General features: G+C 61.1%; 22 protein-coding genes. 13 read left to right on the top strand and 9 right to left on the bottom strand.

Annotated elements, in window-relative coordinates; genetic code table 11:
* Positions 1-61 precede the first annotated feature (61 nt).
* The 6 genes from AB4O45_RS12855 to aspA form a co-directional block, all read right to left on the bottom strand.
* Entirely contained in the window at positions 62-1,156 is a 1,095-nt protein-coding gene (locus tag AB4O45_RS12855; protein ID WP_150637189.1) for a polyamine ABC transporter substrate-binding protein, read from the bottom strand.
* Positions 1,153-2,178, bottom strand: coding sequence for a histone deacetylase family protein (locus AB4O45_RS12850; protein ID WP_150637187.1), 1,026 nt, complete (start codon positions 2,176-2,178; stop codon positions 1,153-1,155). Before AB4O45_RS12850 ends, AB4O45_RS12855 begins: the two co-directional genes overlap by 4 nt.
* A 199-nt stretch (positions 2,179-2,377) precedes the next feature.
* Positions 2,378-3,370, bottom strand: coding sequence for an AraC family transcriptional regulator (locus tag AB4O45_RS12845; protein ID WP_353187251.1), 993 nt, complete (start codon positions 3,368-3,370; stop codon positions 2,378-2,380).
* Between the two features lie 245 nt (positions 3,371-3,615).
* Complete coding sequence (locus AB4O45_RS12840) at positions 3,616-4,620, bottom strand: asparaginase (RefSeq protein WP_460161459.1); 1,005 nt, start codon at positions 4,618-4,620, stop codon at positions 3,616-3,618.
* Positions 4,621-4,791: 171 nt separating this feature from the next.
* Positions 4,792-6,240 (bottom strand): alanine/glycine:cation symporter family protein, encoded by a 1,449-nt coding sequence (locus tag AB4O45_RS12835; RefSeq protein WP_016772471.1) that lies wholly within the window; start codon positions 6,238-6,240, stop codon positions 4,792-4,794.
* 484 nt (positions 6,241-6,724) lie between these two features.
* A complete protein-coding gene (gene aspA, locus AB4O45_RS12830) occupies positions 6,725-8,149 on the bottom strand; it encodes an aspartate ammonia-lyase (RefSeq protein WP_016772472.1) in 1,425 nt (474 codons plus the stop codon).
* A gap of 180 nt (positions 8,150-8,329) precedes the next feature.
* Here aspA and AB4O45_RS12825 point away from each other — a divergent pair, with 180 nt between their 5' ends.
* The 5 genes from AB4O45_RS12825 (at position 8,330) to AB4O45_RS12805 (ending at position 12,145) form a co-directional block, all read left to right on the top strand.
* On the top strand, positions 8,330-9,238 hold the full coding sequence (locus tag AB4O45_RS12825; protein WP_024014837.1) for a LysR substrate-binding domain-containing protein: 909 nt from the start codon (positions 8,330-8,332) through the stop codon (positions 9,236-9,238).
* Between the two features lie 335 nt (positions 9,239-9,573).
* On the top strand, positions 9,574-10,065 hold the full coding sequence (purE, locus tag AB4O45_RS12820; protein WP_007920220.1) for a 5-(carboxyamino)imidazole ribonucleotide mutase: 492 nt from the start codon (positions 9,574-9,576) through the stop codon (positions 10,063-10,065).
* A gap of 10 nt (positions 10,066-10,075) precedes the next feature.
* On the top strand, positions 10,076-11,158 hold the full coding sequence (locus AB4O45_RS12815) for a 5-(carboxyamino)imidazole ribonucleotide synthase (RefSeq protein WP_041476593.1): 1,083 nt from the start codon (positions 10,076-10,078) through the stop codon (positions 11,156-11,158).
* 111 nt (positions 11,159-11,269) lie between these two features.
* Positions 11,270-11,515, top strand: coding sequence for a GlsB/YeaQ/YmgE family stress response membrane protein (locus tag AB4O45_RS12810; RefSeq protein ID WP_016772475.1), 246 nt, complete (start codon positions 11,270-11,272; stop codon positions 11,513-11,515).
* Positions 11,516-11,608: 93 nt separating this feature from the next.
* Positions 11,609-12,145, top strand: a complete 537-nt coding sequence (locus tag AB4O45_RS12805; protein ID WP_056790934.1) for a DUF3299 domain-containing protein — start codon at positions 11,609-11,611, stop codon at positions 12,143-12,145.
* 212 nt (positions 12,146-12,357) lie between these two features.
* On the opposite strand, the gene AB4O45_RS12800 is transcribed toward AB4O45_RS12805, so the two are convergent.
* On the bottom strand, positions 12,358-13,257 hold the full coding sequence (locus AB4O45_RS12800) for a D-hexose-6-phosphate mutarotase (protein WP_460161458.1): 900 nt from the start codon (positions 13,255-13,257) through the stop codon (positions 12,358-12,360).
* A 57-nt stretch (positions 13,258-13,314) separates the two neighbouring features.
* A complete protein-coding gene (locus tag AB4O45_RS12795; RefSeq protein WP_003229628.1) occupies positions 13,315-13,719 on the bottom strand; it encodes an acyl-CoA thioesterase in 405 nt (134 codons plus the stop codon).
* 377 nt (positions 13,720-14,096) lie between these two features.
* Between AB4O45_RS12795 and AB4O45_RS12790 the strand changes: the two genes are divergently transcribed.
* The 8 genes from AB4O45_RS12790 to AB4O45_RS12755 all read left to right on the top strand — a co-directional run bounded on the left by AB4O45_RS12790 (position 14,097) and on the right by AB4O45_RS12755 (position 24,957).
* Positions 14,097-15,395, top strand: coding sequence for an MFS transporter (locus AB4O45_RS12790; protein WP_073470879.1), 1,299 nt, complete (start codon positions 14,097-14,099; stop codon positions 15,393-15,395).
* Between the two features lie 240 nt (positions 15,396-15,635).
* The gene (locus tag AB4O45_RS12785) at positions 15,636-16,634 is read left to right on the top strand and encodes a phosphate ABC transporter substrate-binding protein PstS (protein ID WP_016772480.1); all 999 of its coding nucleotides are present in this window, start codon (positions 15,636-15,638) and stop codon (positions 16,632-16,634) included.
* Positions 16,635-16,854: 220 nt separating this feature from the next.
* Positions 16,855-19,140 carry an ABC transporter permease subunit gene (locus AB4O45_RS12780; protein ID WP_024014834.1) on the top strand — a complete coding sequence of 762 codons (2,286 nt, stop codon included), beginning with the start codon at positions 16,855-16,857 and terminating at the stop codon, positions 19,138-19,140.
* Between the two features lie 16 nt (positions 19,141-19,156).
* Positions 19,157-20,827 (top strand): phosphate ABC transporter permease PstA, encoded by a 1,671-nt coding sequence (pstA, locus tag AB4O45_RS12775; protein ID WP_016772481.1) that lies wholly within the window; start codon positions 19,157-19,159, stop codon positions 20,825-20,827.
* Between the two features lie 93 nt (positions 20,828-20,920).
* The gene (gene pstB / locus AB4O45_RS12770) at positions 20,921-21,754 is read left to right on the top strand and encodes a phosphate ABC transporter ATP-binding protein PstB (protein WP_041476597.1); all 834 of its coding nucleotides are present in this window, start codon (positions 20,921-20,923) and stop codon (positions 21,752-21,754) included.
* 119 nt (positions 21,755-21,873) lie between these two features.
* Positions 21,874-22,635 (top strand): phosphate signaling complex protein PhoU, encoded by a 762-nt coding sequence (phoU, locus tag AB4O45_RS12765; protein WP_016772483.1) that lies wholly within the window; start codon positions 21,874-21,876, stop codon positions 22,633-22,635.
* Positions 22,636-22,811: 176 nt separating this feature from the next.
* Positions 22,812-23,744: a response regulator gene (locus AB4O45_RS12760; RefSeq protein ID WP_041476598.1), complete on the top strand. Its 933-nt coding sequence runs from the start codon at positions 22,812-22,814 to the stop codon at positions 23,742-23,744.
* A gap of 316 nt (positions 23,745-24,060) precedes the next feature.
* The gene (locus tag AB4O45_RS12755; protein WP_460161457.1) at positions 24,061-24,957 is read left to right on the top strand and encodes a peptidoglycan DD-metalloendopeptidase family protein; all 897 of its coding nucleotides are present in this window, start codon (positions 24,061-24,063) and stop codon (positions 24,955-24,957) included.
* Between the two features lie 172 nt (positions 24,958-25,129).
* Here the strand turns inward: AB4O45_RS12755 and AB4O45_RS12750 are convergent, their stop codons facing one another.
* Positions 25,130-26,470: a hemolysin family protein gene (locus AB4O45_RS12750; protein WP_016772486.1), complete on the bottom strand. Its 1,341-nt coding sequence runs from the start codon at positions 26,468-26,470 to the stop codon at positions 25,130-25,132.
* Between the last annotated feature and the right edge of the window lie 109 nt (positions 26,471-26,579).

Here is a 26,579-nt window from a genome sequence, read left to right as displayed (position 1 = left end):
GATAAAGCTGCCAGGCAAAAAAAAGACCCGCCGAGGCGGGTCTTGAGCAAACGAGCCGGTTTCAGGTCCCGGACTTGATTTTCGTCCACGCTCGCGTGCGTGCGCGTTCGGCATCCCGAGGCAGCGGCTGCAAGGTGTAGAGCGTGCTCATTGCCGCGTCGGTCGGGTACAGGTTCGGGTTGTTGCGAATGGCTGGATCGACCAGGCCGGTGGCGTCCTTGTTCGGGTTCGGATAGCCGACAAAATCGCTGACCGGGGCAATCACCGCCGGTTGCAGCAGATAGTTGATGAAGGTGTAGGCGTCCTCGGTGTTCTTCGCGCCCTTGGGAATGGCGAGCATGTCGAACCAGATCGGCGCGCCTTCTTTGGGCAAGCGCATTTCCACCACCACGCCGTTTTTCGCTTCCTTGGCGCGGTTGGCCGCTTGCGAGAAGCTGCCGGAATAACCGACGGCCACGCAGATGTCGCCGTTGGCGATGTCGGCCATGTACTTGGACGAATGGAAGTAGGTCACGTAAGGACGAATCTTCATCAGCAGCGCTTCGGCCTTGGCGTAATCCGCCGGCTTCTTGCTGTTGGGGTCCAGGCCCAGGTGTTGCAGAGCCAGCGGCAGAATCTCCGACGGTGAGTCGAGCAGGGCGACGCCGCACTGCTTGAGCTTGCTGATGTTCTCTTCCTTGAAGATCAGGTCCCAACTGTCTACCGGCGCGTTATCGCCCAGGGCTGCTTTGATCTTGGCGGGGTTGAAGCCGATCAGAATGGTGCCGTACATGTACGGCACGGCAAATTTGTTTCCAGGATCATTGGCTTCGATCAGCTTCATCAGCTTCGGATCGAGATGATTCCAGTTCGGCAACTTGCTGCGATCAAGCGGCTGGAACACTCCGGCCTCGATCTGCTTGGCGAGGAACACGTTGGACGGCACTACCACGTCATAGCCGGAGTTGCCGGTGAGCAGCTTGGCCTCGAGCGCTTCGTTGGTGTCGAAGATGTCGTAGATCAGTTTGGTCTGGCTGTTCTGTGCCTTGAAGTCGTCCAGCGCCTTGGGCGTGATGTAGTCGAACCAGTTATAAACGCGCAGCGTGCGTTCTTCGGCGTGGGCGCCAGCGCTCAGCATGGCTGCGCACAGCGCCGAGGCGATCAGTCGCTTTTTCATTGTTCGAAACCTTCCAGCACGTTCACTGCGTTGATGCCGATTTCTTCCACCGCGTAGCCACCTTCCATGACGAACAGGGTCGGCTTGCCGAGGGCGGCGATGCGCTTGCCCATGGCCAGGTAATCCGGGCTGTCGAGTTTGAACTGCGAGATCGGATCGTCCTTGAACGTATCGACGCCGAGGGAGACGACAACGATGTCCGCTCCGTAGCGATCAATCTCGTCGCAGGCCTGATCCAGCGCTGCACTCCAGACATCCCAGCCGGAACCGGCCGGCAGCGGATAGTTGAAATTGAACCCTTCACCGGCGCCTTCGCCACGCTCGTCGTCATAGCCGAGGAAGAACGGAAACTCCGCTTCCGGGTGACCGTGGATCGAAGTGAACAGGACGTCGCTGCGTTCATAGAAAATCGACTGAGTGCCGTTGCCGTGGTGGTAGTCGACGTCAAGGATCGCGACTTTCTTGTGGCCCTGATCGAGAAAGGCCTGAGCGGCGATGGCGGCGTTGTTGAGGTAGCAATAACCGCCCATCAAGTCGCTGGCGGCGTGATGTCCCGGAGGACGGCACAGCGCGAAGGCCGCGCGTGCGCCACGCTGGATTTCAGCCTGCGCGGTAAGCGCCACTTGCGCCGCGCTGTAGGCCGCTTGCCAAGTGCCGGCGGTAATCGGCGCGCCGCCGTCGAAGCTGTAATAACCGAGCTGGCCATGCAGGCTGGTCGGCTTGATCGCACGCAGCGTGCGCGCCGGCCAGGTGTAGGGCAGCAAGTCGCCGTCGGTGTTGAACTCGGTCCAGCGTTGCCATGCACCTTTGAAAAATTCCAGATAGTCACGGCTGTGAATGCGCGCGATCGGCTCCAGGCCGAAATCCTTCGGCGCTTCGACCGCCCCGAGGTTTTGCTTCTGCACGCGTTGCAGTACGTGGTCGGCACGCGACGGCATTTCGAAGCACGGCTTGAGCTGGCCATCGATGAGTTCGCAGCGGCCATGGTGCAAGTGGTGATCGTCTGAGTAGATCGTCAGCATTTGTTGTTCTCCGCAAGGCTGATTCGGTGGCTTTCAGTGTTGCGGCGCAGTTTGAATCGGAGAATGTCGGGAGCGGCCAAAAGGGGATCGATATGGCCAAAACCTCTGACCGCAATTCGCCCCTCACAGCCAAAGATCGCAGTCTTCGGCAGCTCACCGATCCCTGTAGGAGCTGCCGAAGGCTGCGATCTTTTGATCTTCAGGATCTGAACTGACTCGGCGCCACGCCACTCCAGCGCACAAATGCATGACGGAAACTCGCGGTCTCGCTGAAGCCCAGCGTCTCGGCGATCCGATAGATTGGTAACTGGTCCTCACACAGCATCTGCTTGGCCCGTTCGAAGCGCAGTTCATCGAGCAGTTCCTGATAGCTGCTGCCCATGTCTTTCAAATGCCGGCGCAGGGTGCGCGGTGAGCACTTCATTTGCTGCGCGAGCCCCTCGAGCCCCGGCGCGGCATTCAATTGTGCGCTGAGCAACTGACGAATCCGCCCCAGCCAGGCCTGACGTCCGGTGAACTCAAGATTCTGCTTGCGGCAACGTTCGGCCATGGCCTGATGAGTGATCGCGTCGGCCAGCGGCAGCGGCTGATCGAGCCAATGGCGGTCGAAGGCGAAGGCGTTGTCTTTGGCCGAGAAGTGCAGTGGCGAGTTAAAGGGTTCGGCGTAGCTGTCGCGGTAGTCCGGCGCTGCATGTTCGAAGCGCGTGGCGCGCAGCGGCAGCGGATGGCCAAGCAAGTCGTCGCAGATGACTTTCAGTGACACCAGACAGAATTCGGCGTTGAACACCGCCATCGCCGCGCTTTCACGGTAATCAGCAGCGACGAACCAGACCTGCTCGCCATCGTCTTCCAGGCTCAGTTCGAACAACGTGCCCAACAGCGCCGGATAACGGATTGCCAGACGCAAAGCGTCACCGAAGGTGGCACAGGTCAGCAGGGCGTAACCGAGCATGCCGTAACAGGACACGTGCATGCGCCGGCCCAATTCGAGACCGATGTCACGCTTGAGCGCGACCGCGTTGGTGCAGACCTGCATCTCTTGATGGGTGGTGATGCGCGTATCGGCCCGCTGCAGATCCGCCGCAACAATACCGCTGCCAGCCAGCAGCGCCTCGCTCGACAGGCCTTCGGCCTTGAACGTGTTGAGGATCAGCGAGACCGCGTTGAGGGTGGTGAGGTGGGAGTGGAGCATGGGATCTTCCAGCCTGGAGGTGGCTGGGACCCAGCAAGTTGCATGCCGCAGGCCCTCACCCCAGCCCTCTCCCAGAGGGAGAGGGGGCCGAACGGGGGATATTGCAGAACTACACCGACGTGAGACACCGCCGCCGAATCCATAATCGACACTGTTTATCAGGTCGGTGTATAGCGCAAGACAACAGGGTCAGTTCCCTCTCCCTCTGGGAGAGGGTTAGGGTGAGGGGCAATCCAGCGCCGTGCTCAGATCAACTCACCACACAAATCCAGTTCGATCAATCGTCGCACTTCAGCCGTTTCCAGCCCGGCCCCCAGCAAGCCATGCAACTTGCCGAACGCCGCCTCGCGGGTCATGCCGCCACCGGACAACACGCCCACCCCACGCAAGCGGCTGCCAGCCTCGTAGACATCCAGCTCTACCCCGCCTTCATGGCATTGCGTCACTGCCACCACCACCACGCCGTTATCCCGTGCACGGCCAAGGCTGGCGAGGAACTCGGGGTTATCGCTCGGCCCGGTCCCGCTGCCGTAGCATTCCAGCACCAGACCTTGAATGCCGCTGTCGAGCAGGCCGTCGAGGACTTCGGCACTGATGCCGGGAAACAGCGGCAACACCGCGACTTTCGCCAGTTGCTTCGGCTGGTTGTAGTTCAGCGCGCCTGGAATCGAAGGCGCCTTCACACCACCGCCCTGACGCTCCAGGCGTTTGAACGGATGGCGGCCGAAGCTGCGCACTTTCGCGCAGCGGGTCGGTGCCAGCAGTTCGCCGTGGAAGTACAGGTGCACGCCTGGCGCCAGGCCCTGGCCGAGGGCGACCAGCGCGCCGCCGAGGTTTTCCCAGGCATCACTGTCGGTCACGCCCGCTGGCAGCATCGAACCGGTGAAACACACGCGGGCATGCAGACCGAGCAACTGAAAACCCATCGCCGCCGCGCTGTAGGCCAGGGTGTCGGTGCCGTGCAGAATCAGCACGCTGTCGCAGCCTTGCACGTCCACGGCATTGACCACCGCTTCGCGCAGTTGCTGCCAGTAGGCCGGGGTCATGTTGGCGCTGTCGATCAGCGGCGACATTTCCCGAAATTGCCACTGCGGCACTACCAGCTCAGGCTGACTGTGCAGGTAGTCGCGCATCCGCGCTTCGAAACCGGACGCCGGGGCCAGACCGTTGGCGCTGGCCTGCATGCCGATGGTGCCACCGGTGTAGAGCACCATGACGTGTTGAGCGGCGGGATAGGTCGACGAGCTCATAGGATTCTCCGAAACGATGAGGGCCCTGTGGGAGCGAGCCTGCTCGCGAAAGCAGTGTGTCATTCAACAATGATGTTGGCTGAAAGTCCGCCATCGCGAGCAGGCTCACTCCTACAAGTTATTGCATCACAATAACTGACGGGCGCAGGGGATGCGCCCGTCATTCACCTGTCAGCGTTGCGCTGCAGGTACGCCTTGCGGCGCAGTTTCAGTCTGGCCCGCCGCTGCTGGCGGGTTCACCGGCCAGGCGTTGCGATCCAGATCCAGATCGGCGAATTTGCTCGAATCAAACACTGGCTGTTTAACGCCGGCGCGACGCTGCTCATCGTAGTCGCGCATCACCCGCAGGCCGACCTTGAACAGCATGGCCAGGGCCACCAGGTTGACGAAGGCCAGGCAGGTCATGGTGATGTCGGCAAAGGCGAACACCGTCGTCAGGTCCTGCATCGAACCCCATACCACCAGCGCCAGCACCAGGCCGCGGAACAGCATCAGCAGGGCGCGGTTACGGCTGAGGAACTGCAAGCTGTTCTCGCCCAGATAGTAGTTGTAGAGGATGCAGGTGAAGACGAACAGCGACAGCGCGACGCTGACGAACATGCGGCCCCAGTCACCGACCACGGCCGCCAGCGAGTTCTGGGTCAGGACGATCCCGTCACCTTCGAAACCCGGGGTGTAGAAGCCCGACAGCAGGATCAGCAGCGCGGTGCAGGTGCAGATCACGAAGGTGTCGAGGAACACGCTGAAAGCCTGGACCACGCCCTGCGCGCCCGGGTGCTTGACGGCGGCCACGGCGGCAACGTTCGGCGCACTGCCCAGGCCCGCTTCGTTGGCGAACACGCCACGCTTCACGCCCATGACAATGGCGCTGCCGAGCAGGCCGGCAAAGGCCGGGTCGAGGCCGAAGGCGCTCTTGAAGATGGTTTCCAGCATGGCCGGCACGTGTTCAATCTGGGTGCCGATCACGTACAGGGTCACGCCTATGTAGGCCAAGGTCTTGATCGGCACCAGCAGGTCGGACACCGAAGCGATGCGCTTGATCCCGCCGATAAAGGTGATGGCCAGCAGCACCGCCAGGACGATACCGGTGTGTTGCGGGTTGAAGTCAAAGGCGTTCTGCAGCGAGTGGGTCACGGTGTAGGACTGCAGGCCGATGAAGGCGAAGCCGTAGGTGACCAGCAGCAGAACGGAGAAGACTATCGCCATGCCTTTGAGCTTGAGCCCGTGCTGGATGTAATAGGCCGGACCGCCACGGTACAGGCCGTCGCCATCCGCGCGCTTGTAGACCTGGGCCAGGGTGCACTCGAAGAAGCTGCTGGACATGCCGACCAGTGCGGTCACCCACATCCAGAACACCGCACCCGGACCACCGAGAGTCACGGCGATGCCGACACCGGCGATGTTGCCTGCACCGACGCGGCCGGCGAGGCTGAGCATCAAGGCCTGGAACGAGCTGAGTTGCCCGGCGCTGCCTTTGAGGCTGTCGCGGAACACCGCGAACATGTGGAAGAAATGACGCAGTTGAACGAAACGCGAGCGAATCGTGAAGTAACTACCGAGCCCGACAATGAGCACGATCAGTACTTTCCCTGAGAGGAAGTCGTTGATGACTTCGAGCATGGATTTATCCTCGCTGTTTTTTGTGGGTGCAAATGCTGGATCGGAGAAACATCGTGTTACACCGGCCTGCGCGCGGCACGACGGGTGAGGCGAAGGTTTCGTCCCGGATCCATATCGCGGGTTTTGTTATTAGTTCGGGTTTCGCATGGGTTATGGCCTCGTTACCGACGACCGCTCACGCGAAGAGGGGCGGCACTATACCGATCAGTGGCGCGCCCGTCTGCACGGTAGTGGTGCAAGCGACGAAACGAGGTTGCTGCAAATCAAAAGATCGCAGCCTTCGGCAGCTCCTACAGGTGCACGTCAATCCTGTAGGAGCTGCCGAAGGCTGCGATCTTGGCGGTATCGAATACACAAAGCATCTAACGTCCTGCCCGCAAAGAAGTTAAAAAAAAGGGCTCGGGGACAAAATCCCCAAGCCCTCAAAAGGTGAGAGGTGTCTAGTCCCTCGACCTGGTGAGCGGTGCTACAAGTTCGCGTCGGCTCAGGCTTTGAGCGGAACCAGACGCGGGGCAATCATGTTTTCCGGGCGCAGGATGTCGGCGAGCATGGCTTCGTCGAGCAGACCTTCTTCGCGCACCAGTTCCAGCACGCCCCGGCCGCTTTCAAGGGCGATACGGGCGATGCGGGTGGCGTTTTTGTAGCCGATGTACGGGTTCAGTGCGGTGACCAGACCGATCGAGTGCTCGACCAGTTCACGGCAGCGCGCTTCGTTGGCGGTGATGCCGACGATGCAGTGCTCGCGCAGCATGTCCATGGCACGTTGCAGCAGGCGGATCGAGTCGAGGATCTTGAAAGCGATCAGCGGCTCCATCACGTTCAGTTGCAGCTGGCCGCCCTCGGCTGCCATGGTCAGCGCCAGATCGTTACCGATGACCTGGAACGCGACCTGGTTCACGGCTTCCGGGATCACCGGGTTGACCTTGCCGGGCATGATCGAGCTGCCTGGCTGACGCGCTGGCAGGTTGATTTCATTGATGCCGGTGCGTGGGCCGCTGGACAGCAGGCGCAGGTCGTTGCAGATCTTCGACAGCTTGACCGCGGTGCGCTTGAGCATGCCGGAGAACAGCACGAACGCGCCCATGTCGGAGGTCGCTTCGATCAGGTCGGCGGCCGGTACCAGCGGTTGCCCGCTGATCAAAGCCAGACGTTGAACAGCCAGTGCCTGATAACGCGGGTCGGCGTTGATGCCGGTGCCGATCGCGGTGCCGCCCAGGTTGACTTCGGTCAGCAGCTCCGGGGCCAGCGTCTTCAGACGCGCGAGGTCTTCGCCCATGGTGGTGGCGAAGGCACGGAATTCCTGGCCGAGGGTCATCGGCACGGCGTCTTGCAGCTGGGTACGGCCCATTTTCAGGACGTGGTCGAACTCTTTGCCCTTGGCCGCGAAGGCCTGAATCAGGCTGTCGAGACTGGCCAGCAGCGCGTCGTGACCCAGCAGCAGACCCAGGCGGATCGCCGTCGGGTAGGCGTCGTTGGTCGACTGCGCCATGTTCACGTCGTCGTTCGGGTGCAGGTACTGGTACTCGCCTTTCTCGTGGCCCATCGCTTCCAGAGCAATGTTGGCGATCACTTCGTTGGCGTTCATGTTGGTGGAGGTGCCGGCGCCACCTTGAATCATGTCGACCACGAACTCTTCGTGGTAATCGCCGCGGATCAATCGCGCACAGGCTTCGCTGATGGCAGCGTGCTTGGCTTCGCTCAGGTGACCCAGCTCGCGGTTGGCGTCAGCGGCGGCCTGTTTGACCATCGCCAGGCCCACAACCAGTTTCGGGTAATGCGAAATCGGAACGCCCGAGAGGCGGAAGTTGTTCACCGCTCGCAGGGTCTGGATGCCGTAATACGCATGGGCCGGTACTTCGAGGGCGCCAAGCAGGTCGGTTTCTGTGCGGAAAGATGCAGCGGAGGACATGATAGAAATCATCTCGATAAGGACCCGGTCTGTGCCGGAACGCTGCGAATGCTAGGCTTGTAGGGATTTTTGGGCCAATGCTGTTCAGCACTGCCCTATGCACATTCGGCATAATGCCCATGTGACGCCGCCTGTGCGGCAGACGTGTGACCTGTTTTGGTGCGTGTCCGGGAGGACGTGATGAATCTGGAAAGCAAATGGCTCGAGGACTTCAGTGCCCTGGCCGCCACCCGCAGCTTCTCGCAGGCGGCCGAACGGCGCTTCGTGACCCAGCCGGCATTCAGTCGGCGGATCCGCAGCCTCGAAGCGGCGCTGGGGCTGACTCTGGTCAATCGCTCGCGCACGCCGGTCGAACTGACGGCGGCGGGGCAGTTGTTTCTGGTGACTGCGCGCACCGTGGTCGAACAGCTCGGTGAAGTCCTGCGCCACCTGCATCATCTGGAAGGCGGGCAGGGCGAGGTCATGCAAGTCGCAGCGGCGCACTCGCTGGCGCTGGGCTTTTTCCCGCGCTGGATCGCCCAGTTGCGCAACGAAGGGTTGAACATCGCCACACGGCTGGTGGCGACCAACGTTGGCGACGCCGTGCACGCTTTGCGTGAAGGTGGCTGCGATCTGATGCTGGCGTTCTACGACCCGGATTCGGCGATGCAGATGGACCCGGAGATTTTCCCGTCGCTGCACTTGGGCCAGACCGAAATGCTGCCGGTGTGCGCGGCGGATCTGGATGGCAAACCGCTGTTCGATCTGGAAGGCGAGGCCAGCGTGCCGTTGCTGGCTTACAGCGCCGGGGCGTTTCTCGGCCGTTCGGTGAACGGCTTGCTGCGCCAGCGCCAGTTGCGCTTCACCACGATCTACGAAACCGCGATGGCCGACAGCCTGAAAAGCATGGCCCTGGAAGGCCTCGGCATTGCCTGGGTGCCGCAACTGAGCGTACGCGCCGAACTGGCTCGCGGTGAACTGGTGGTGTGCGGCGGCCCGCAATGGCATGTGCCGCTGGAGATCCGCCTGTACCGCTGCGCCCTGGTGCGCAAGGCCAACGTGCGGTTGCTGTGGCGAAAACTAGAAGGTGGCGCCGCACAAAGCGCTTGAAGCTGATGAAGATCGAATGTGGGAGCGAGCCTGCTCGCGAATGCGGAGTTTCAGGCGCTGAGGTATCGTCTGACGCAACGCTTTCGCGAGCAGGCTCGCTCCCACAGGGGGATTTTTGCGGTGTTCTTTCGCTGACCTCAAGGTCAATAAAACCGGGCGTTTCGCTCATTTGACAGATGGTCGTTTCGGGGGCTGTTTATTGCTTTCTTTGCGGTATACTGCGCGGCCTTCGGCCGGCACGTCCGGCCATTTTTCGTACAATCAAGCCACGCAACCTGCGTGGCTTGTTGTTTTATGACGCGCCTGCGGGCGCTCCAGAGAGAAGAGGCGCGACGATGAGTGCACTGGTTGGCGTGATCATGGGCTCCAAGTCCGATTGGTCCACCCTTAGCCACACCGCCGATATGCTGGAAAAGCTCGGCATCCCGTACGAGGTCAAGGTGGTTTCCGCCCACCGCACCCCGGATCTGCTGTTCCAGTACGCCGAAGAGGCTGAAAGCCGCGGCATCGAGGTGATCATCGCCGGTGCCGGTGGCGCAGCCCACTTGCCAGGCATGTGTGCGGCCAAGACCCACCTGCCGGTGCTGGGCGTGCCGGTGCAGTCGGCCATGCTCTCGGGCGTCGATTCGCTGCTGTCGATCGTGCAGATGCCAGCTGGCATTCCGGTTGCCACCCTGGCCATCGGCAAGGCTGGCGCAATCAACGCCGCCCTGCTCTCGGCGAGCATCCTCGGCGCCAAGCACCCGCAGTTCCACGCGGTACTGAAAACCTTCCGTGCCGAGCAGACAGACAGCGTCCTGGACAATCCAGACCCACGTATTGCCTGAGGTTGTTGAGATGAAGATCGGTGTAATCGGTGGCGGCCAGTTGGGTCGCATGTTGGCCCTGGCGGGCACTCCGCTGGGCATGAACTTCGCTTTTCTCGACCCTGCGCCGGACGCCTGTGCGGCCGCGCTGGGCGAACACCTGCGGGCCGATTACGGCGATCAGGATCATCTGCGCCAACTGGCCGATGAAGTCGATCTGGTGACCTTCGAATTCGAAAGCGTCCCGGCCGAAACCGTGGCGTTTCTTTCGCAATTCGTGCCGGTCTACCCGAGCGCCGAAGCCCTGCGCATTGCTCGTGACCGCTGGTTCGAAAAGAGCATGTTCAAAGACCTCGGCATTCCGACCCCGGCCTTCGCCGACATCCAGTCGCAAGCCGACCTGGATGCCGCCGTCGCTTCCATCGGTCTGCCGGCCGTGCTGAAAACCCGCACCCTGGGTTATGACGGCAAGGGTCAGAAAGTCCTGCGCAAACCGGAAGACGTGGCCGGTACGTTCGCCGAACTGGGCAGCGTTGCCTGCCTGCTGGAAGGCTTCGTGCCATTCACCGGCGAAGTGTCGCTGATCGCGGTGCGTGCCCGCGATGGTGAAACGAAGTTCTATCCGCTGGTGCACAACACCCACGACAGCGGCATTCTCAAGCTGTCGGTTGCCAGCACCGATCACCCGTTGCAGGCGCTGGCGGAAGATTATTCCAGTCGCGTGCTCAAGCACCTCGACTACGTCGGCGTGATGGCTTTCGAGTTCTTCGAAGTCGACGGTGGCCTCAAAGCCAATGAAATCGCCCCGCGCGTGCACAACTCCGGGCACTGGACCACCGAAGGCGCCGAGTGCAGCCAGTTCGAAAACCACCTGCGCGCCGTGGCCGGCCTGCCGCTGGGTTCGACCGCCAAGGTCGGCGAGAGCGCGATGCTCAACTTCATCGGCGTAGTGCCGCCGGTGGAGAAAGTCATCGCCATCGAAGACTGCCATCTGCATCACTACGGCAAAGCTTTCAAGGCCGGACGCAAGGTCGGCCACGCCAACCTGCGCTGCGCCGACATGGCCACCCTGCAAGCGCAGATCATCAAGGTCGAAGCGCTGATCGCCGAGTAAAACAGTTTCATGTGGCCGCGGCGGAACCATTCAGGGGCCGCCGTTCTCTCATGGCAGGATGCGAAACACTGGCTAGTCTTTCGCATATCTTCCAAATCAGAGGGAAATGCCATGGGAATTATCGGAACCATCTTTATCGGCTTGATCGTCGGCCTGCTGGCTCGGTTCCTGAAACCGGGCGATGACAGCATGGGCTGGATCATGACCATCCTGCTCGGTATCGGCGGTTCGCTGGCGGCCACCTACGGCGGCCAGGCTCTGGGCATCTATCAGGCGGGCGAGGGCGCGGGTTTCCTCGGCGCACTGGTCGGCGCTGTCGTGTTGCTGGTGATCTACGGTCTGATCAAAAAGAACTGATCGAAAGCGACAAAGCCCTCTCGGCCAGCGCGGCCGGGAGGGCTAGAATGCGCGGCGACTCACCGTCCATTCCTTTGCCTGCCGAGCACCTTCATGCGCCGTCTTCTGTTGACTCTCCTCTTGCTGGGCAGCTATCTCGCCCACGCCGGCGAACTGCCGGAAACCGACTGGCTGGAACTGATGCCCAAGTCGGATCAAAAGGCCCTTGAGGCCATGCCGGAAATCGACCACAACTCCCCCGAAGCCACCGGCACCTTCACCGAGAAGGGCGGGATGAAGCAGGCCAAAGGTCTGCCAGCGGTGATGTATTCGACGAAAACCGTAGCGTCGATGAACGACAAACACATTCGCATCGGTGGTTATCCGGTGCCGCTGGAATCCGACGCCAAGGGCCGCAGTACGTTGTTCTTCCTCGTGCCCTATCCGGGCGCCTGCATCCACGTACCGCCACCACCGCCGAATCAACTGGTGCTGGTGCGATATCCGAAAGGGTTGAAGCTGGAGGACATCTACACACCGCTGTGGGTGACCGGCACGCTTAAAATCGAAAAGGTCAGCAATGACCTGGCGGATGCGGCGTATGCGCTGGAGGCGGAGAAGGTGCGGGTGGTGCAGGAGGCTGACCTCTAAAGCGCGCCGCACATAAATTTGGGAGTGAGCCTTTGTGGTGAGGGGATTTATCTGTGGTGAAGGGATTTATCTGTGGCGAGGGGATTTATCCCCGCTGGACTGCGCAGCAGGCCCCAGCTTTTGATTTAAAAAAAGCGGGGGCCGCTTCGCGACCCAGCGGGGATAAATCCCCTCGCCACGGGGCTCTTTGCCCTTTTGTATTGCGCTAGAGCTTAGAGCGGTGCAGCGGCTACGCTAACACCCATCGTATGGCGCGCACCCGGCGCCAGGGTCACCAGATCATCCATCACATTCGCCGTTTCGATGCACAGCATGCGCTGCCAGCCATCGTTGTCCATGTCCGGCAGGGCGGCGGCGCGGTCGATCCACGGGTTCCAGATCACCGCAGTGCGCGAGCCGGTAGAGGTCAGCACAATGCGTCGTTCCCAGGTCGGATCAACGATGCTCAATTGCGGCGGAGCATTGAGGTAGATGCGGTCGGTCTCGCCAGCGAAATGCAGATCGCCGCTCTGGCCGGCCGTGTTCCAGTCGTCCAGGGTCTCGATGTAGTTGAGCCCGGCCACGCCGTCGACATGCACATTACGCACGTCACTCACGGCGAAATAGGTGTGCAGCGCCTGACTCAGCGTGACGCTGTCAGTCCCCCGGTTATGGCTGGTCAGACTGTAATGCAGTTGATCCGCCAGATGCAGGGTCAGGGTCAGATCGACTTCGTGGGGCCAGCCCGGCAGGCCACCTTCCGGGTAGGGCAGCTTGAATTCGACCTTGATGCCGTCAGCCTCTGATTCGATGTTGCCCAATTCCCAGTCCATCGCCCGCACCAGACCGTGCGCGGGGGCCGGCTGCTCGCCGGTGTACATGGCCTGCACGCTGCTCGGGTTGCGTTCGAATTTGCCGAACCACGGCCAGCACACCGGCACGCCGGCGCGGATGCTCTTGCCGGTCTTGAACTCGGCCTTGTCGTTGAGCCAGATGATCGGCGGCTGGCCGTCGATCTGATAACTGAGGATGTGCGCGCCTTGCTGGGCCACCAGCACTTCGGCCTTGCCGTGGCGGATGCGCCAGCAGTTCAGTTCATCCTGTTTCACGGCTTCAACGTTGGGCGTGTTCATGGGCAACTCTCGATCAGACACTGGGGACGACTATCGACCGCAAAACGGCCGCGAGGTTTAACGCGCGCGTGGCGGCACCGAACGGGTGCGACCGCTGCCGTCGATGGCGACGAAAACGAAGACCGCTTCGGTGACCTTGCGCCATTCGCTGGAGAGTGGGTCATCGCTCCACACTTCGACCATCATCTGGATCGAGCTGCGGCCGATTTCCAGGGTCTGGGTATAAAAGGACAACTGCGCGCCGACCGCGACCGGGACGAGGAACGCCATGCGGTCGATGGCGACAGTGGCAACGCGGCCACCGGCCACCCGGCTGGCCATGGCGGTGCCGGCCAGATCCATCTGCGCGACCAGCCAGCCGCCGAAAATATCGCCAAAGCCGTTGGTTTCGCGGGGAAGTGCGGTGATTTGCAGGGCCAGGTCGCCCTGTGGGATCGGATCTTCTTGTTCGAGCTCTATCATGCCGAGGGGCCTCTGACCCATGACTCTTCGTGGGTATTGCGAGTGGTAGCCGTCTTCAAGAAAAACGATTCAACACCGAACACACTGCGTTCGTCACGTTTTCCATCAGGCGCCTAAAGGGAAACTCTGCGAAAAAGGCTAAATCCCGAGCAAAGGACGGGCCAACAACGTTTTCGCACAGCAACCTCTTACAAATCCTGCGCAGGTGGCGAGTATATCGGTCGATAGACCCCGCGACGACCACCCGGTTCTGATTTCGACCGTCAATTACGCGCCTCTATGTGCTTTTTCGAACAATTTGCTATGGTGCCGAACCTGTCCAAGCCACCGCCAGCGTTGTTGTGGCGACAGATTCGACTATAAGAGAAGCCCTTGCCATGACCACAGCGCCTTCGAGCCTCGCGCAGCCCGAGCAACCCGCACGACCGTTGACCCGCAATGACTACAAGACTCTGTCGCTGTCCGCCCTCGGCGGGGCGCTGGAGTTCTACGATTTCATCATCTTCGTTTTCTTCGCCACCGTCGTCGGCAAGCTGTTCTTCCCGGCCGACATGCCCGAGTGGCTGCGCTTGATGCAGACCTTCGGCATCTTCGCCGCCGGCTATCTGGCGCGTCCTTTGGGCGGCATCGTCATGGCGCACTTCGGTGACCTGCTGGGACGCAAGAAGATGTTCACCCTGAGCATTTTCATGATGGCCGTGCCGACGCTGATCATGGGGCTGCTGCCGACCTACGCGCAGATCGGCATCTGGGCACCGATTCTGTTGCTGCTGATGCGGGTGATCCAGGGCGCCGCTATTGGCGGTGAGGTGCCGGGAGCGTGGGTCTTCGTTTCCGAACACGTACCGCAAAAGCACATCGGTTATGCCTGCGGCACGCTCACCAGCGGCCTGACTGCCGGCATCCTCCTCGGCTCGCTGGTCGCCACTGCGATCAACAGCATTTATACGCCAGCCGAAGTGTCGGATTACGCCTGGCGGATCCCGTTCCTGCTCGGCGGCGTGTTCGGCCTGTTCTCGGTGTACCTGCGTCGCTGGCTGCACGAGACACCGGTGTTCGCCGAACTGCAATTGCGCAAGGCACTGGCCGAAGAAGTGCCGTTGCGCGCGGTGCTGCGTGACCATCGCGGCGCCATCGCGATTTCGATGCTGCTGACCTGGCTGCTGTCGGCCGGCGTCGTCGTAGTCATCCTGATGACCCCGACCGTGCTGCAAACGGTCTACCACTTCTCGCCAACCACGGCGCTGCAAGCCAACAGCCTGGCCATCGTCTTCCTCAGCCTCGGCTGCATTGGCGCCGGCGCGCTGGCCGATCGTTTTGGCGCCGGTCGCGTCTTTGTCTTTGGCTGCCTCGGTCTGCTGATCAGCTCCTGGACCTTCTACCACAGCCTCGCCGACCACCCGGACTGGTTGTTCCCGCTGTACGCATTGACCGGTTTGCTGGTCGGCACCATCGGCGCGGTGCCGTACGTGATGGTCAAAGCGTTCCCGCCGGTGGTTCGCTTCAGTGGCCTGTCGTTCTCGTACAACGTCGCGTACGCGATCTTCGGTGGCTTGACGCCGATGGTGGTGAGCCTGCTGCTGAAGGAAAGCGCAATGGGGCCGGCTTACTATGTAGCGGTGCTGTGCGGAATGGGGATTGTGGTAGGTGCGTGGCTCTGGAAGAAGGGGCGTTGATTTTCTCTCCCGCCTGATCGTTCCCACGCTCTGCGTGGGAATGCATCCTGTGACGCTCCGCGTCACGTCTCAAATGCGGACGCAGAGCGTCCATGGCGGCGTTCCCACGCAGAGCGTGGGAACGCTATGTCGCGACATGCTGGCCTTTCATCCAATTGTCATATTTCAGCCATAGAGTGTTCACATGGCCTGCTGATACTTGGCCCCGACTTAACACACCCTATCTGCTAGGAGTAAGGCATGAAACTGAAGCGTTTGATGGCGGCAATGACTTTTGTCGCTGCTGGCGTTGCGACTGCCAACGCGTTCGCCGCTGTTGACCCTGCTATCCCGAGCTACACCAAGACCACTGGTGTGTCGGGCAACCTGTCCAGCGTCGGTTCCGATACCCTGGCCAACCTCATGACCCTGTGGGCCGAGAACTACAAAAAAGAATACCCGAACGTCAACATCCAGATTCAGGCTGCCGGTTCTTCCACCGCGCCACCTGCACTCACCGAAGGCACCGCCAACCTGGGCCCGATGAGCCGCAAGATGAAGGACAACGAGCTGCAGGCTTTCGAGCAGAAGTACGGCTACAAGCCGACGGCGATCCCGGTTGCCGTGGATGCCCTGGCCGTGTTCGTGCACAAGGACAACCCGATCAAGCACCTGACCATGGCTCAGGTCGATGCGATTTTCTCCTCGACGCGCCTGTGCGGTGCCAAAGCTGACGTCAAGACCTGGGGTGACTTGGGCGTGACCGGTGACCTGGCCAACAAGCCGGTCCAGCTGTTCGGCCGTAACTCGGTGTCCGGCACCTACGGCTACTTCAAGGAAGAAGCCCTGTGCAAAGGTGACTACAAGCCAAACGTCAACGAACAACCAGGTTCGGCGTCGGTGGTGCAGTCGATCAGCAGCTCGCTTAACGGCGTCGGCTACTCGGGCATCGGCTACAAGACCGCCAGCGTGAAAACCGTAGCCCTGGCCAAGAAAGAAGGCGGCGAGTTCATCGAAGACACCGAAGAAAACGCCCTGAACGGCAAGTATCCGCTGTCGCGCTTCCTCTACGTTTACGTCAACAAAGCCCCGAACAAGCCTCTGGCCCCGCTGGAAGCCGAGTTCGTGAAGCTGGTGCTGTCGAAACAGGGCCAGGAAGTGGTAGTGAAAGACGGTTACATCCCGCTGCCAGCCAAGGTTGCTGCCAAAGCACTGGCTGACCTCGGTCTGCAAGAAGGCGGCGCTGTCGCCAAGAAGTAACACCCTGAGGCCGGCCTGAAGCCGGACTCCTGTGGGAGCGAGCCTGCTCGCGAAGGGGTGGTCACATGCAGCATCGATGTGACTGACCCGACGCCTTGGCGAGCAGAAGCGCTCCTGCAACCACCAAATTTTCGACTCCGCTGCCGGACTTCCGGCTGGCGGATTTGCTGCGTCACTGCACTGTCATCTTTCTGTCATACAGGATCGCTAGGGTGTGCGCATGAATGATCTGGCCAATTCCCCAATGACTACGTCTTCCCCTCCCAAGCGCATTGACTTCAATACGCCTGAGCTGCAACGCAAGCGCCGCATCCGCGCGCTCAAGGATCGCTTCACCCGTTGGTACGTCCTCGTCGGCGGCCTGGCGGTGCTGGCGGCCATCACCCTGATCTTCTTCTTCCTCGCCTACGTCGTTGCGCCACTGTTTCAAGGCGCCGACCTGACCGCGAAAGACTCGATCACCCCGGCCTGGATGCAGGACGCGGGCAAGCCGCTGATGATCTCGCTCGAAGAGCAGAATCAGGTGGCCATGCGTGTATCCGACAAGGGCCAGGCGCTGTTCTTCGATCTCGACAGTGGCGCTGAATTGAGGCGTGTCGATCTGCCGCTGCCTGCGGGCGCCACTGTGACGTCTATTGGCGAAGACCAGCCGGGTCATCCGCTGGTGGCCGTGGGTCTGTCCAACGGTCAGGCGCTGGTGTTCCGTCATACCTATAAAGTCAGCTATCCCGATGGCAAGAAAACCATCAGCCCGGCCATCGAATATCCCTATGGCGAAGCACCGATCGCGCTGAACGAAAGCGGCGGCGCGCTGGAGCATGTCAGCCTCAATGCCACCGATTCGACCCTGATGCTGGTCGGCTCCACTGGCTCGCAACTCAATGTGCTATCGCTGACCAGCGAAGAAAACATGATGACCGGCGAAGTCACCAACGAGCAGACGCGCATCGATCTGCCGCAGATGACCGAGCCGGTGAAAAACATCTTCGTCGACCCGCGCCAGCAGTGGCTGTACGTGGTCAACGGTCGTGCTCAGGCCGACGTGTTCAGCCTGCGCGACAAGAGCCTCAACGGGCGCTACAAACTGCTGGAAAATGCCGACGCCCAAGTAACCGCCACCGCGCAGCTGGTCGGCGGTATCTCGCTGATCGTCGGCGATTCCAAGGGCGGTCTGGCCCAGTGGTTCATGGCTCGCGATACCGATGGCGAGCAGCGTCTGAAGCAGATCCGCACCTTCCAGATGGGCACCACGCCGATCGTTGAAATCGCTGCCGAAGAGCGCCGCAAAGGCTTCCTCGCCCTCGATGCCAGCGGCAAGCTCGGCGTGTTCCACAGCACCGCACACCGCACGTTGCTGGTCGATCAGGTGGTTGAAGGCCAGGGCCTGTTCGGTCTGTCGCCGCGCGCCAACCGAGTGATCGTCGAAGCCGGCGGCAAGCTGCAGCCGTTGCTGCTCGACAACCCGCACCCGGAAGTATCGTGGAGCGCGCTGTGGAGCAAGGTCTGGTACGAGAACTACGACGAGCCTAAATACGTCTGGCAGTCGACCGCCGCCAACACCGATTTCGAACCGAAACTGAGCCTCTCGCCGCTGACCTTCGGCACTCTGAAGGCCGCGTTCTACGCCATGCTGCTGGCCGCGCCACTGGCCGTCGCCGCTGCGATCTACACCGCGTACTTCATGGCCCCGGGCATGCGCCGCAAGGTCAAACCGGTGATCGAACTGATGGAAGCGATGCCGACGGTGATCCTCGGTTTCTTCGCCGGTCTGTTCTTGGCTCCATATGTAGAAGGGCATCTGCCGGGCATCTTCAGCCTGCTGATGTTGCTGCCGATCGGCATTCTGGTCGCCGGTTTCACCTTCAGCCGCCTGCCCGAGTCGATCCGCCTGAAAGTCCCGGACGGCTGGGAAAGTGCGCTGCTGATTCCGGTGATCCTGTTTGTGGGCTGGCTCTCGCTGTACATGAGCCCGTTCATGGAGAACTGGTTCTTCGGCGGCGACATGCGCATGTGGATCTCCCATGACCTGGGCATCACTTACGACCAGCGCAACGCTCTGGTGGTCGGTCTGGCCATGGGTTTCGCGGTGATCCCGAACATCTACTCGATCGCCGAAGACGCCGTGTTCAGTGTGCCGCGCGGCCTGACCCTGGGTTCGCTGGCCCTGGGTGCGACGCCATGGCAGACCATGACCCGCGTGGTGATCCTGACCGCCAGCCCGGGCATCTTCTCGGCGCTGATGATCGGCATGGGCCGTGCGGTCGGCGAAACCATGATCGTGCTGATGGCCACCGGCAACACCCCGGTCATGGAGATGAACCTGTTCGAAGGCCTGCGCACCCTGGCCGCCAACGTCGCGGTGGAAATGCCCGAGTCGGAAGTCGGCGGCAGCCACTACCGCGTGCTGTTCCTCTCGGCGCTGGTGCTGCTGCTGTTCACCTTCGTCATGAACACCCTGGCAGAACTGATTCGTCAGCGTCTGCGCAAGAAATACTCGTCGCTTTAAGCAAAGGTAGAAGTCTGTGAAACAGAACTCCCTGAAAGGATGGTTCAAGAGCGGCGCCCCGGGCGTCTGGATCAGCGGTGGCGCGGTGTCCATCGCGGTCATCATGACCATTGGCCTGTTGGCGGTGATTGCCGTGCGCGGTCTCGGTCACTTCTGGCCGGCGGACCTGATCCACGCCCATTACGACGTACCGGGCCAGGCCAATCACCTGGTGATCGGCGAAGTGGTGCAGAAAGAAGAAGTGCCGCGCGCACGTCTGAAGAGCGCCGGTCTGCCGGTGCCGGACGAAGGCCCGGAATTCATGACCCGCGAGCTGATCAAGGTCGGCAACCGTGACCTGAACGGCAACGACTTCACCTGGATCGTCGGCGAGTGGCTGACCAAGCAGACCACTCCGCCAGAATTGATGGCGATCGAGCGTCGCGAGTGGGGCAACTTCTACGGCTATCTGGTCAACGTCAAGCAGGATGGCAAGGTCATCGCCGAAGGCGAGGCCGCTTGGCCTGAACTGCAAGCGCGCATCGATCGGGTGAACGATCTTGCTGCTCAACTGAAGACGCTGGAAAAAACCGACATCGGCGCAATCAATGCCGGCCTCGAGCGAATCCGTCTGCACGGGCGCAAACTCGAGCTGGAAGGCAAACTCGACGCCACCGCACAAGCGGACATGGAGTCCGAGCGCGCCGAGCTGGACGCGCGCTACAAGGACATCGAAGCACGTCTGTCTGATTTGCATGCTCAGTTCAACCGCGACGCCTTGACCGCCCGTGACGCCAACGGCAAGGAAATCGAAATCGGTCTGGGCAAAGTGGTTCACGCTTACCAGCCGAACGGCATGAGTACCTTGACCAAGGTCGGCTTCTACTTCAGCAAGATCTGGGAATTCCTCTCCGACGACCCGCGTGAAGCGAACACCGAAGGCGGGATCTTCCCGGCGATCTTCGGCACCGTGATGATGACCCTGATCATGGCGATGATCGTTACACCGTTCGGCGTGCTGGCAGCGGTGTACCTGCGCGAATATGCCAAGCAGAACACCCTGACTCGCGTCATTCGTATCGCGGTGAACAACCTCGCCGGCGTACCGGCGATCGTTTACGGCGTTTTCGGTCTGGGCTTCTTCGTCTACGTGCTGGGTGGTTCGGTCGACCGCTTGTTCTTCCCTGAAGCACTGCCAGCGCCGACCTTTGGTACGCCGGGCCTGCTCTGGGCCTCGCTGACCCTGGCGCTGCTGGCGGTGCCGGTGGTGATTGTGGCGACCGAAGAAGGTCTGGCGCGGATTCCTCGTACCGTGCGTGAAGGCTCGTTGGCCCTCGGCGCGACCAAAGCGGAAACGCTGTGGAAAATCGTTATCCCGATGGCCAGCCCGGCCATGATGACCGGCATGATCCTCGCCGTCGCCCGTGCCGCCGGTGAAGTGGCGCCGCTGATGCTGGTGGGTGTGGTGAAACTGGCGCCGTCGCTGCCGGTGGACGGCAACTACCCGTACCTGCACCTGGACCAGAAGATCATGCACCTGGGCTTCCACATCTATGACGTCGGCTTCCAGAGCCCCAACGTCGAAGCAGCCCGCCCGCTGGTGTACGCCACCGCGCTGCTGCTGGTGCTGGTGATCGCGACGCTGAACCTGTCGGCGGTGTATATCCGCAACCACCTGCGCGAAAAATACAAAGCACTGGATAGCTAAAGCCATTAGCCACAAGCGGCAAGCTACAAGCCGCTTTTGCTCAAACTTGCAGCTTGCAGCCAGAAGCTTGCAGCTACGAACGGAGTGAGACCCATGCAGCACGAAACACACAGCCACGGCATCAACATGTCTGCCCTGGGCCGCGACAAGCAGAGCCTCAACCTGGCGCAGGAAACCGTCGCCATCGAAGTGCCGGGCCTGAGCCTCTACTACGGCGACAAACAGGCACTGTTCGACGTCAGCATGAACATCCCGAAACAGCGCGTGACGGCGTTCATCGGCCCGTCCGGCTGCGGTAAGTCGACGCTGCTGCGTACCTTCAACCGGATGAACGATCTGGTCGACGGCTGCCGTGTCGAGGGCGCGATCAACCTGTACGGCAACAACATCTATCGCAAGGGCGAAGACGTTGCCGAACTGCGTCGTCGCGTCGGCATGGTGTTCCAGAAGCCCAACCCGTTCCCGAAGACCATTTACGAAAACGTGGTCTATGGCCTGCGCATCCAGGGCATCAACAAGAAGCGCATCCTCGACGAAGCCGTTGAATGGGCGTTGAAAGGCGCGGCATTGTGGGACGAGGTCAAAGACCGTCTGCACGACTCGGCCCTCGGCCTGTCCGGTGGTCAGCAACAGCGTCTGGTGATCGCGCGCACCATCGCGGTCGAGCCGGAAGTGCTGCTGCTCGACGAACCGTGCTCGGCTCTCGACCCGATCTCGACGCTGAAAGTCGAAGAGCTGATCTACGAGCTGAAATCCAAGTTCACCATCGTCATCGTGACCCACAACATGCAACAGGCGGCGCGGGTGTCCGACTACACCGCGTTCATGTACATGGGCAAACTGGTGGAATTCGGCGACACCGATACTCTGTTCACCAATCCGGCGAAGAAGCAGACCGAAGACTACATCACCGGTCGCTATGGCTGATTGCAGCAGCTGCACGCCGCAAGCTTCAAGCGGCAAGAAAGAATTGGTGCGATATCAGGACTTATACATAACTGCTTGAAGCTTGCAGCTTGAAGCTTGCAACTTTCGCGGAGCGAACAATGATTTCCAAAGAAGGCCTTACCCATCACATTTCCGCGCAGTTCAACGCTGAACTGGAGGAAGTGCGCAGCCACCTCCTTGCCATGGGCGGGCTGGTCGAGAAGCAGGTCAACGACGCGGTCACGGCGCTGATCGAGGCCGACTCCGGCCTGGCTCAGCAGGTCCGTGAGATCGACGACCAGATCAACCAGATGGAACGCAACATCGACGAAGAATGCCTGCGCATTCTCGCCCGTCGTCAGCCGGCAGCCTCTGACCTGCGTTTGATCATCAGCATTTCCAAATCGGTGATCGACCTCGAGCGTATCGGCGACGAAGCCACCAAGATCGCCCGTCGTGCCATCCAGCTGTGCGAAGAAGGCGAAGCGCCGCGCGGTTACGTCGAGGTTCGTCACATTGGCGACCAGGTGCGCAACATGGTTCGTGATGCGCTGGACGCCTTCGCGCGTTTCGACGCCGATCTGGCCTTGTCGGTGGCGCAGTACGACAAGATCATCGACCGCGAATACAAAACCGCCCTGCGTGAGCTGGCCACTTACATGATGGAAGACCCGCGCTCTATCTCGCGGGTGCTGAGCATCATCTGGGTCCTGCGTTCACTGGAGCGCATCGGCGATCATGCGCGCAACATCTCCGAACTGGTGATCTACCTGGTGCGCGGCACCGACGTGCGCCACATGGGCCTCAAGCGCATGAAAGAAGAAGTTGAAGGCACAAGCGCTGAAACCGCTAATGTTCCGGGCGAAGCTGACGATAAGTAAGATTGCCTGAGAAAAGCGCCCGGCCCTCTGGCCGGGCGTTTTTGTTTCTGCTTTTCAGAAGCGGATTCGAATTAAAAGCAGCACCCGCGAACGAAAAGTCCCGGCGTGACTGAAGAGTTTTGGCAATGTGCCATCAGCCAGCGTTATGCTTGCCGGGATTTTAATAGGGGTGTTGGATGAGCAAGATCAGTGTGTTGGTCGTGGACGATGCTTCGTTCATTCGTGACCTGGTGAAAAAGTGCCTGCGTAATTACTTCCCGGGGATCCGCACCGAGGACGCCATCAACGGCAAAAAGGCCCAGGCCATGCTGGCCAAAGAGGCTTTCGACCTGGTGCTGTGCGACTGGGAAATGCCGGAAATGTCCGGCCTCGAACTGCTGACTTGGTGCCGCGAGCAGGACAACCTCAAGACCATGCCGTTCGTCATGGTCACCAGCCGTGGTGACAAGGAAAACGTCGTGCAGGCGATTCAGGCCGGCGTATCCGGTTACGTCAGCAAGCCGTTCACCAACGAGCAGCTGCTGACCAAGGTCAAGCAGGCACTGAACAAGGTCGGCAAGCTCGACACCTTGATGAACAGCGCGCCGACCAAGATGAATTCGGCATTCGGCAACGATTCCCTGAGCGCACTGACCGGCGGCAAGCCTGCCGTGGTCGGCGGCGCTGCGGCCAGGCCTGCCGCTGCTGCACCCGCTCCAGCCGCTGCGCCGTCGCGCGGTTTGCTCAACAGCCCGCCAGTTCAGGCGCCCGGTGCATCCAAGGCGCCGGTGGGCGGTCGGGGTCAGGGCCAGTTGCGCCTGCCGAGCGGTACTCAGCAATGCGTGATCAAGGCCTTGAGCATCAAGGAAGCCCTGCTGGTGGTGAAGCGCACCGAAACCCTGCCGCAGATCCTCGACAGCGCCGTGCTCGATCTGGAGCAGGGCGACAACGCCGAGATCGCGCGGCTCAATGGTTACCTGCACGCCATCGTCGCCCACGAGCAGAAAGCCGACAGCGACTGGCTGCAACTGACCTTCCGCTTTGTCGACCAGGATGCGCAGAAGCTCGACTACATCTCGCGCCTGATCGCCCGGGGCACGGCGCAGAAGCATTTCGTACCCGGCGCGTAAGCTTCGTCGCCCGATAGGCCGCCTTCGCGAGCAGGCTCGCTCCCACCCTGGAACGCATTCCAAATGTGGGAGCGAGCCTGCTCGCGAAGGGGCCAGCCAAAACACCACTTGTCTCCCGTGCTCTGATCGTTCCCACGCGCAGCAAAGGAATGCCTCAACCGGACGCTCCGTGTCCTCTGTGCAGGGGACGCAGAGCGTCCCGGGCTGCATCCCCACGCAGAGCGTGGGGACGATCATTTGAAACATCTGTCGACTAGCCTGGTCTGTCTCAGCTGCTAGGCTGATTCCCAGGCCTTCCTTCGACAGACTTTTGCCCATGTTCGCGCGCCTGCTGTTTTTCTGCGGTCTCTGCCTGGCCTCCCAGCTGGCGATGGCCATGACCATCTACAAATCCACCGATGCCAACGGCGTGGTCTCGTACAGCGACCGCCCGAGCAAAGGCGCAAAGGTGTTCGTGTTTCAGGACCGTATGGTCGAGCGCCTCGACCGCCAGGTGTACCTGGACATCAAGAAGCAGAAAGGCGTCGACGTGGTGTTTGCGCGCAACGATTTGTACGCGCCGGTCGAGGTTGCCCTGGCCTTCATTGGCACGAGTAATGTGCGCGGCGTGCCCGCGCGGGCGATCCGTCGTGTGCTGCCACCGCGCAGCAACACTCGGCTGGCGCTGCTGACGGCGATCAGCCGTGACCAGCCGCTGGTGTATTCGCCGCAGTTCCAGTATTCGCTGGGCGACCCCGCAGGCACCGCACAGAGCTATCGCTATCCGCTGCCCTGGCGTGGCGGGCCGTTTCGCCTGAGTCAGGGCGCCAACGGCCAATACAGCCACTACGGGTCGAAGAACCGCTACGCCATGGACATCGCCATGCCGGTGGGCACGCCGATCATCGCCGCGCGAGCGGGAGTAGTAGTCAAGACCGAGAACTCACAGAGCGGGCGCGGTACCGATGCCTCCGGCAATTTCGTTCGGGTGCTGCACGACGACGGCACGATGGGCGTGTACCTGCATCTGAAACAGGGTTCGGTGAGTGTGCGCGAAGGACAACGGGTCAAGGTCGGCAGCCCGCTGGCGCTGTCGGGCAACACCGGCAACAGCAGCGGCCCGCACCTGCACTTCGTGGTGCAGCGCAATACCGGAGAGGGGCTGGTGTCGATTCCCTATCAGTTCAACCAGCCACTGGGAGCCTTGCCCAACTTTGCGTTGGGCAAACAGTAGGCGCGATAGGGTGTTGAGGGTTTTTGTGGCGAGGGGATTTATCCCCGTTGGGCCGCGAAGCGGCCCCAAATATTGCAACTCTGTACTAACTGACTGCATTCAATGGTTTTGGGACGGCTGCGCCGTCCAACGGGGATAAATCCCCTCGCCACAAGAGCCCCCCAAACTCCCATCAATCGAGCATCAACACCTTGGCCAGGACAATCTTCGGCCCTTTCATCTTCTTGATGATGATGCGCAGGCCTTCGACTTCCAGCACTTCTTCCTCTTCCGGCACCCGTTTCAGGGTTTCGTAAACCAGCCCGGCAAGGGTTTCCGCTTCGATGTGATCAAGATCGATGCCCAGCAGACGTTCGACCTTGAACAACGGCGTATCGCCACGCACCAGCAGCTTGCCTGGCTGATAGGCGAGAATGCCGCGCTCTGCCTTGCGGTGTTCGTCCTGAATGTCGCCGACCAGCACTTCCAGCACGTCTTCCATGGTCAGGTAGCCGATGATGTTGCCGTCAGCCTCCTCGACCACGGCGAAGTGCGAGCCGCCCTTGCGGAACTGCTCCAGCAGTTGCGACAGCGGCATGTGCCGCGAGACGCGCTCCAGCGGGCGGGTCAGCTCGGCGAGGTTGAACGACTCGGGAATGTGGTCCAGCGCGGCCAGTTCCAGCAGCAGATCCTTGATGTGCAGCAGGCCGACGAACTCCTGGCGCTCGCTGTCGTACACCGGATAACGGCTGAACTTGTGGCGACGGAACATCGCCAGGATTTCCTTCAGCGGCGCGTTGAACTCCAGGGTGATCAGGTCTTCGCGGGAATTGGCCCAGTCGACCACTTCCAGCTCGCCCATTTCTACGGCCGAGGCCAATACGCGCATGCCCTGATCGCTCGGATCCTGGCCACGGCTGGAGTGCAGGATCAGTTTCAGTTCTTCGCGGCTGTAATGGTGTTCATGGTGCGGGCCGGGTTCACCTTGCCCGGCGATACGCAAAATCGCGTTGGCGCTGGCGTTGAGCAGGTAGATCGCCGGGTACATCGCCCAGTAGAACAGGTACAGCGGCACCGCGGTCCACAGCGACAAAAGCTCGGGTTTGCGGATCGCCCACGACTTGGGCGCCAGCTCGCCGACCACGATGTGCAGGTACGAAATGATGAAGAACGCGGTGAAGAACGACACGCCTTTGATGATCTCGGGCGAGTCGACGCCGACTGCGCTCAGCAGCGGCTCGAGAATATGCGCGAACGCCGGTTCACCGACCCAGCCCAGACCGAGAGAGGCGAGGGTGATGCCGAGCTGACACGCCGACAAGTAGGCATCGAGCTGACTGTGCACGGTGCGCAGGATGTGTCCGCGCCAGCCGTGTTGTTCAGCGATGGCCTCGACCCGGGTCGAGCGCAGTTTGACCATGGCGAATTCCGCCGCAACGAAAAAGCCGTTGAGCAAAACCAGGATCAGAGCAAAAAGAATCATGCCGAAGTCGGCAAAAATGGTTGCGAGGGACAAGCCAGGGGAAGGGTCCATGATGGAGTTTTGCGGGTTCCGTGTGATTCGAAATTAGGGAGAAACAGCGCCTGAAAGGCAGGCACAAGTCAGCCAATGTAGCGGCTGACCGTGCGATTGCCTAGTGGCG

Source organism: Pseudomonas sp. S2_B10, from assembly GCF_054668425.1.
The sequence above is the reverse complement of the archived record's forward strand: the minus strand, read 5'-3'. Positions and strand labels throughout refer to the sequence as shown.

Excerpts from the sequence above, each read along its gene's own strand:
- AB4O45_RS12855 (WP_150637189.1), bottom strand. The coding sequence starts at position 1,156 with ATGAAAAAGCGACTGATCGCCTCGGCGCTGTGCGCAGCCATGCTGAGC.
- AB4O45_RS12850 (WP_150637187.1), bottom strand. The coding sequence starts at position 2,178 with ATGCTGACGATCTACTCAGACGATCACCACTTGCACCATGGCCGCTGC.
- AB4O45_RS12845 (WP_353187251.1), bottom strand. The coding sequence starts at position 3,370 with ATGCTCCACTCCCACCTCACCACCCTCAACGCGGTCTCGCTGATCCTC.
- AB4O45_RS12840 (WP_460161459.1), bottom strand. The coding sequence starts at position 4,620 with ATGAGCTCGTCGACCTATCCCGCCGCTCAACACGTCATGGTGCTCTAC.
- AB4O45_RS12835 (WP_016772471.1), bottom strand. The coding sequence starts at position 6,240 with ATGCTCGAAGTCATCAACGACTTCCTCTCAGGGAAAGTACTGATCGTG.
- aspA (WP_016772472.1), bottom strand. The coding sequence starts at position 8,149 with ATGTCCTCCGCTGCATCTTTCCGCACAGAAACCGACCTGCTTGGCGCC.
- AB4O45_RS12825 (WP_024014837.1), top strand. The coding sequence starts at position 8,330 with ATGAATCTGGAAAGCAAATGGCTCGAGGACTTCAGTGCCCTGGCCGCC.
- purE (WP_007920220.1), top strand. The coding sequence starts at position 9,574 with ATGAGTGCACTGGTTGGCGTGATCATGGGCTCCAAGTCCGATTGGTCC.
- AB4O45_RS12815 (WP_041476593.1), top strand. The coding sequence starts at position 10,076 with ATGAAGATCGGTGTAATCGGTGGCGGCCAGTTGGGTCGCATGTTGGCC.
- AB4O45_RS12810 (WP_016772475.1), top strand. The coding sequence starts at position 11,270 with ATGGGAATTATCGGAACCATCTTTATCGGCTTGATCGTCGGCCTGCTG.
- AB4O45_RS12805 (WP_056790934.1), top strand. The coding sequence starts at position 11,609 with ATGCGCCGTCTTCTGTTGACTCTCCTCTTGCTGGGCAGCTATCTCGCC.
- AB4O45_RS12800 (WP_460161458.1), bottom strand. The coding sequence starts at position 13,257 with ATGAACACGCCCAACGTTGAAGCCGTGAAACAGGATGAACTGAACTGC.
- AB4O45_RS12795 (WP_003229628.1), bottom strand. The coding sequence starts at position 13,719 with ATGATAGAGCTCGAACAAGAAGATCCGATCCCACAGGGCGACCTGGCC.
- AB4O45_RS12790 (WP_073470879.1), top strand. The coding sequence starts at position 14,097 with ATGACCACAGCGCCTTCGAGCCTCGCGCAGCCCGAGCAACCCGCACGA.
- AB4O45_RS12785 (WP_016772480.1), top strand. The coding sequence starts at position 15,636 with ATGAAACTGAAGCGTTTGATGGCGGCAATGACTTTTGTCGCTGCTGGC.
- AB4O45_RS12780 (WP_024014834.1), top strand. The coding sequence starts at position 16,855 with ATGAATGATCTGGCCAATTCCCCAATGACTACGTCTTCCCCTCCCAAG.
- pstB (WP_041476597.1), top strand. The coding sequence starts at position 20,921 with ATGCAGCACGAAACACACAGCCACGGCATCAACATGTCTGCCCTGGGC.
- phoU (WP_016772483.1), top strand. The coding sequence starts at position 21,874 with ATGATTTCCAAAGAAGGCCTTACCCATCACATTTCCGCGCAGTTCAAC.
- AB4O45_RS12760 (WP_041476598.1), top strand. The coding sequence starts at position 22,812 with ATGAGCAAGATCAGTGTGTTGGTCGTGGACGATGCTTCGTTCATTCGT.
- AB4O45_RS12755 (WP_460161457.1), top strand. The coding sequence starts at position 24,061 with ATGTTCGCGCGCCTGCTGTTTTTCTGCGGTCTCTGCCTGGCCTCCCAG.
- AB4O45_RS12750 (WP_016772486.1), bottom strand. The coding sequence starts at position 26,470 with ATGGACCCTTCCCCTGGCTTGTCCCTCGCAACCATTTTTGCCGACTTC.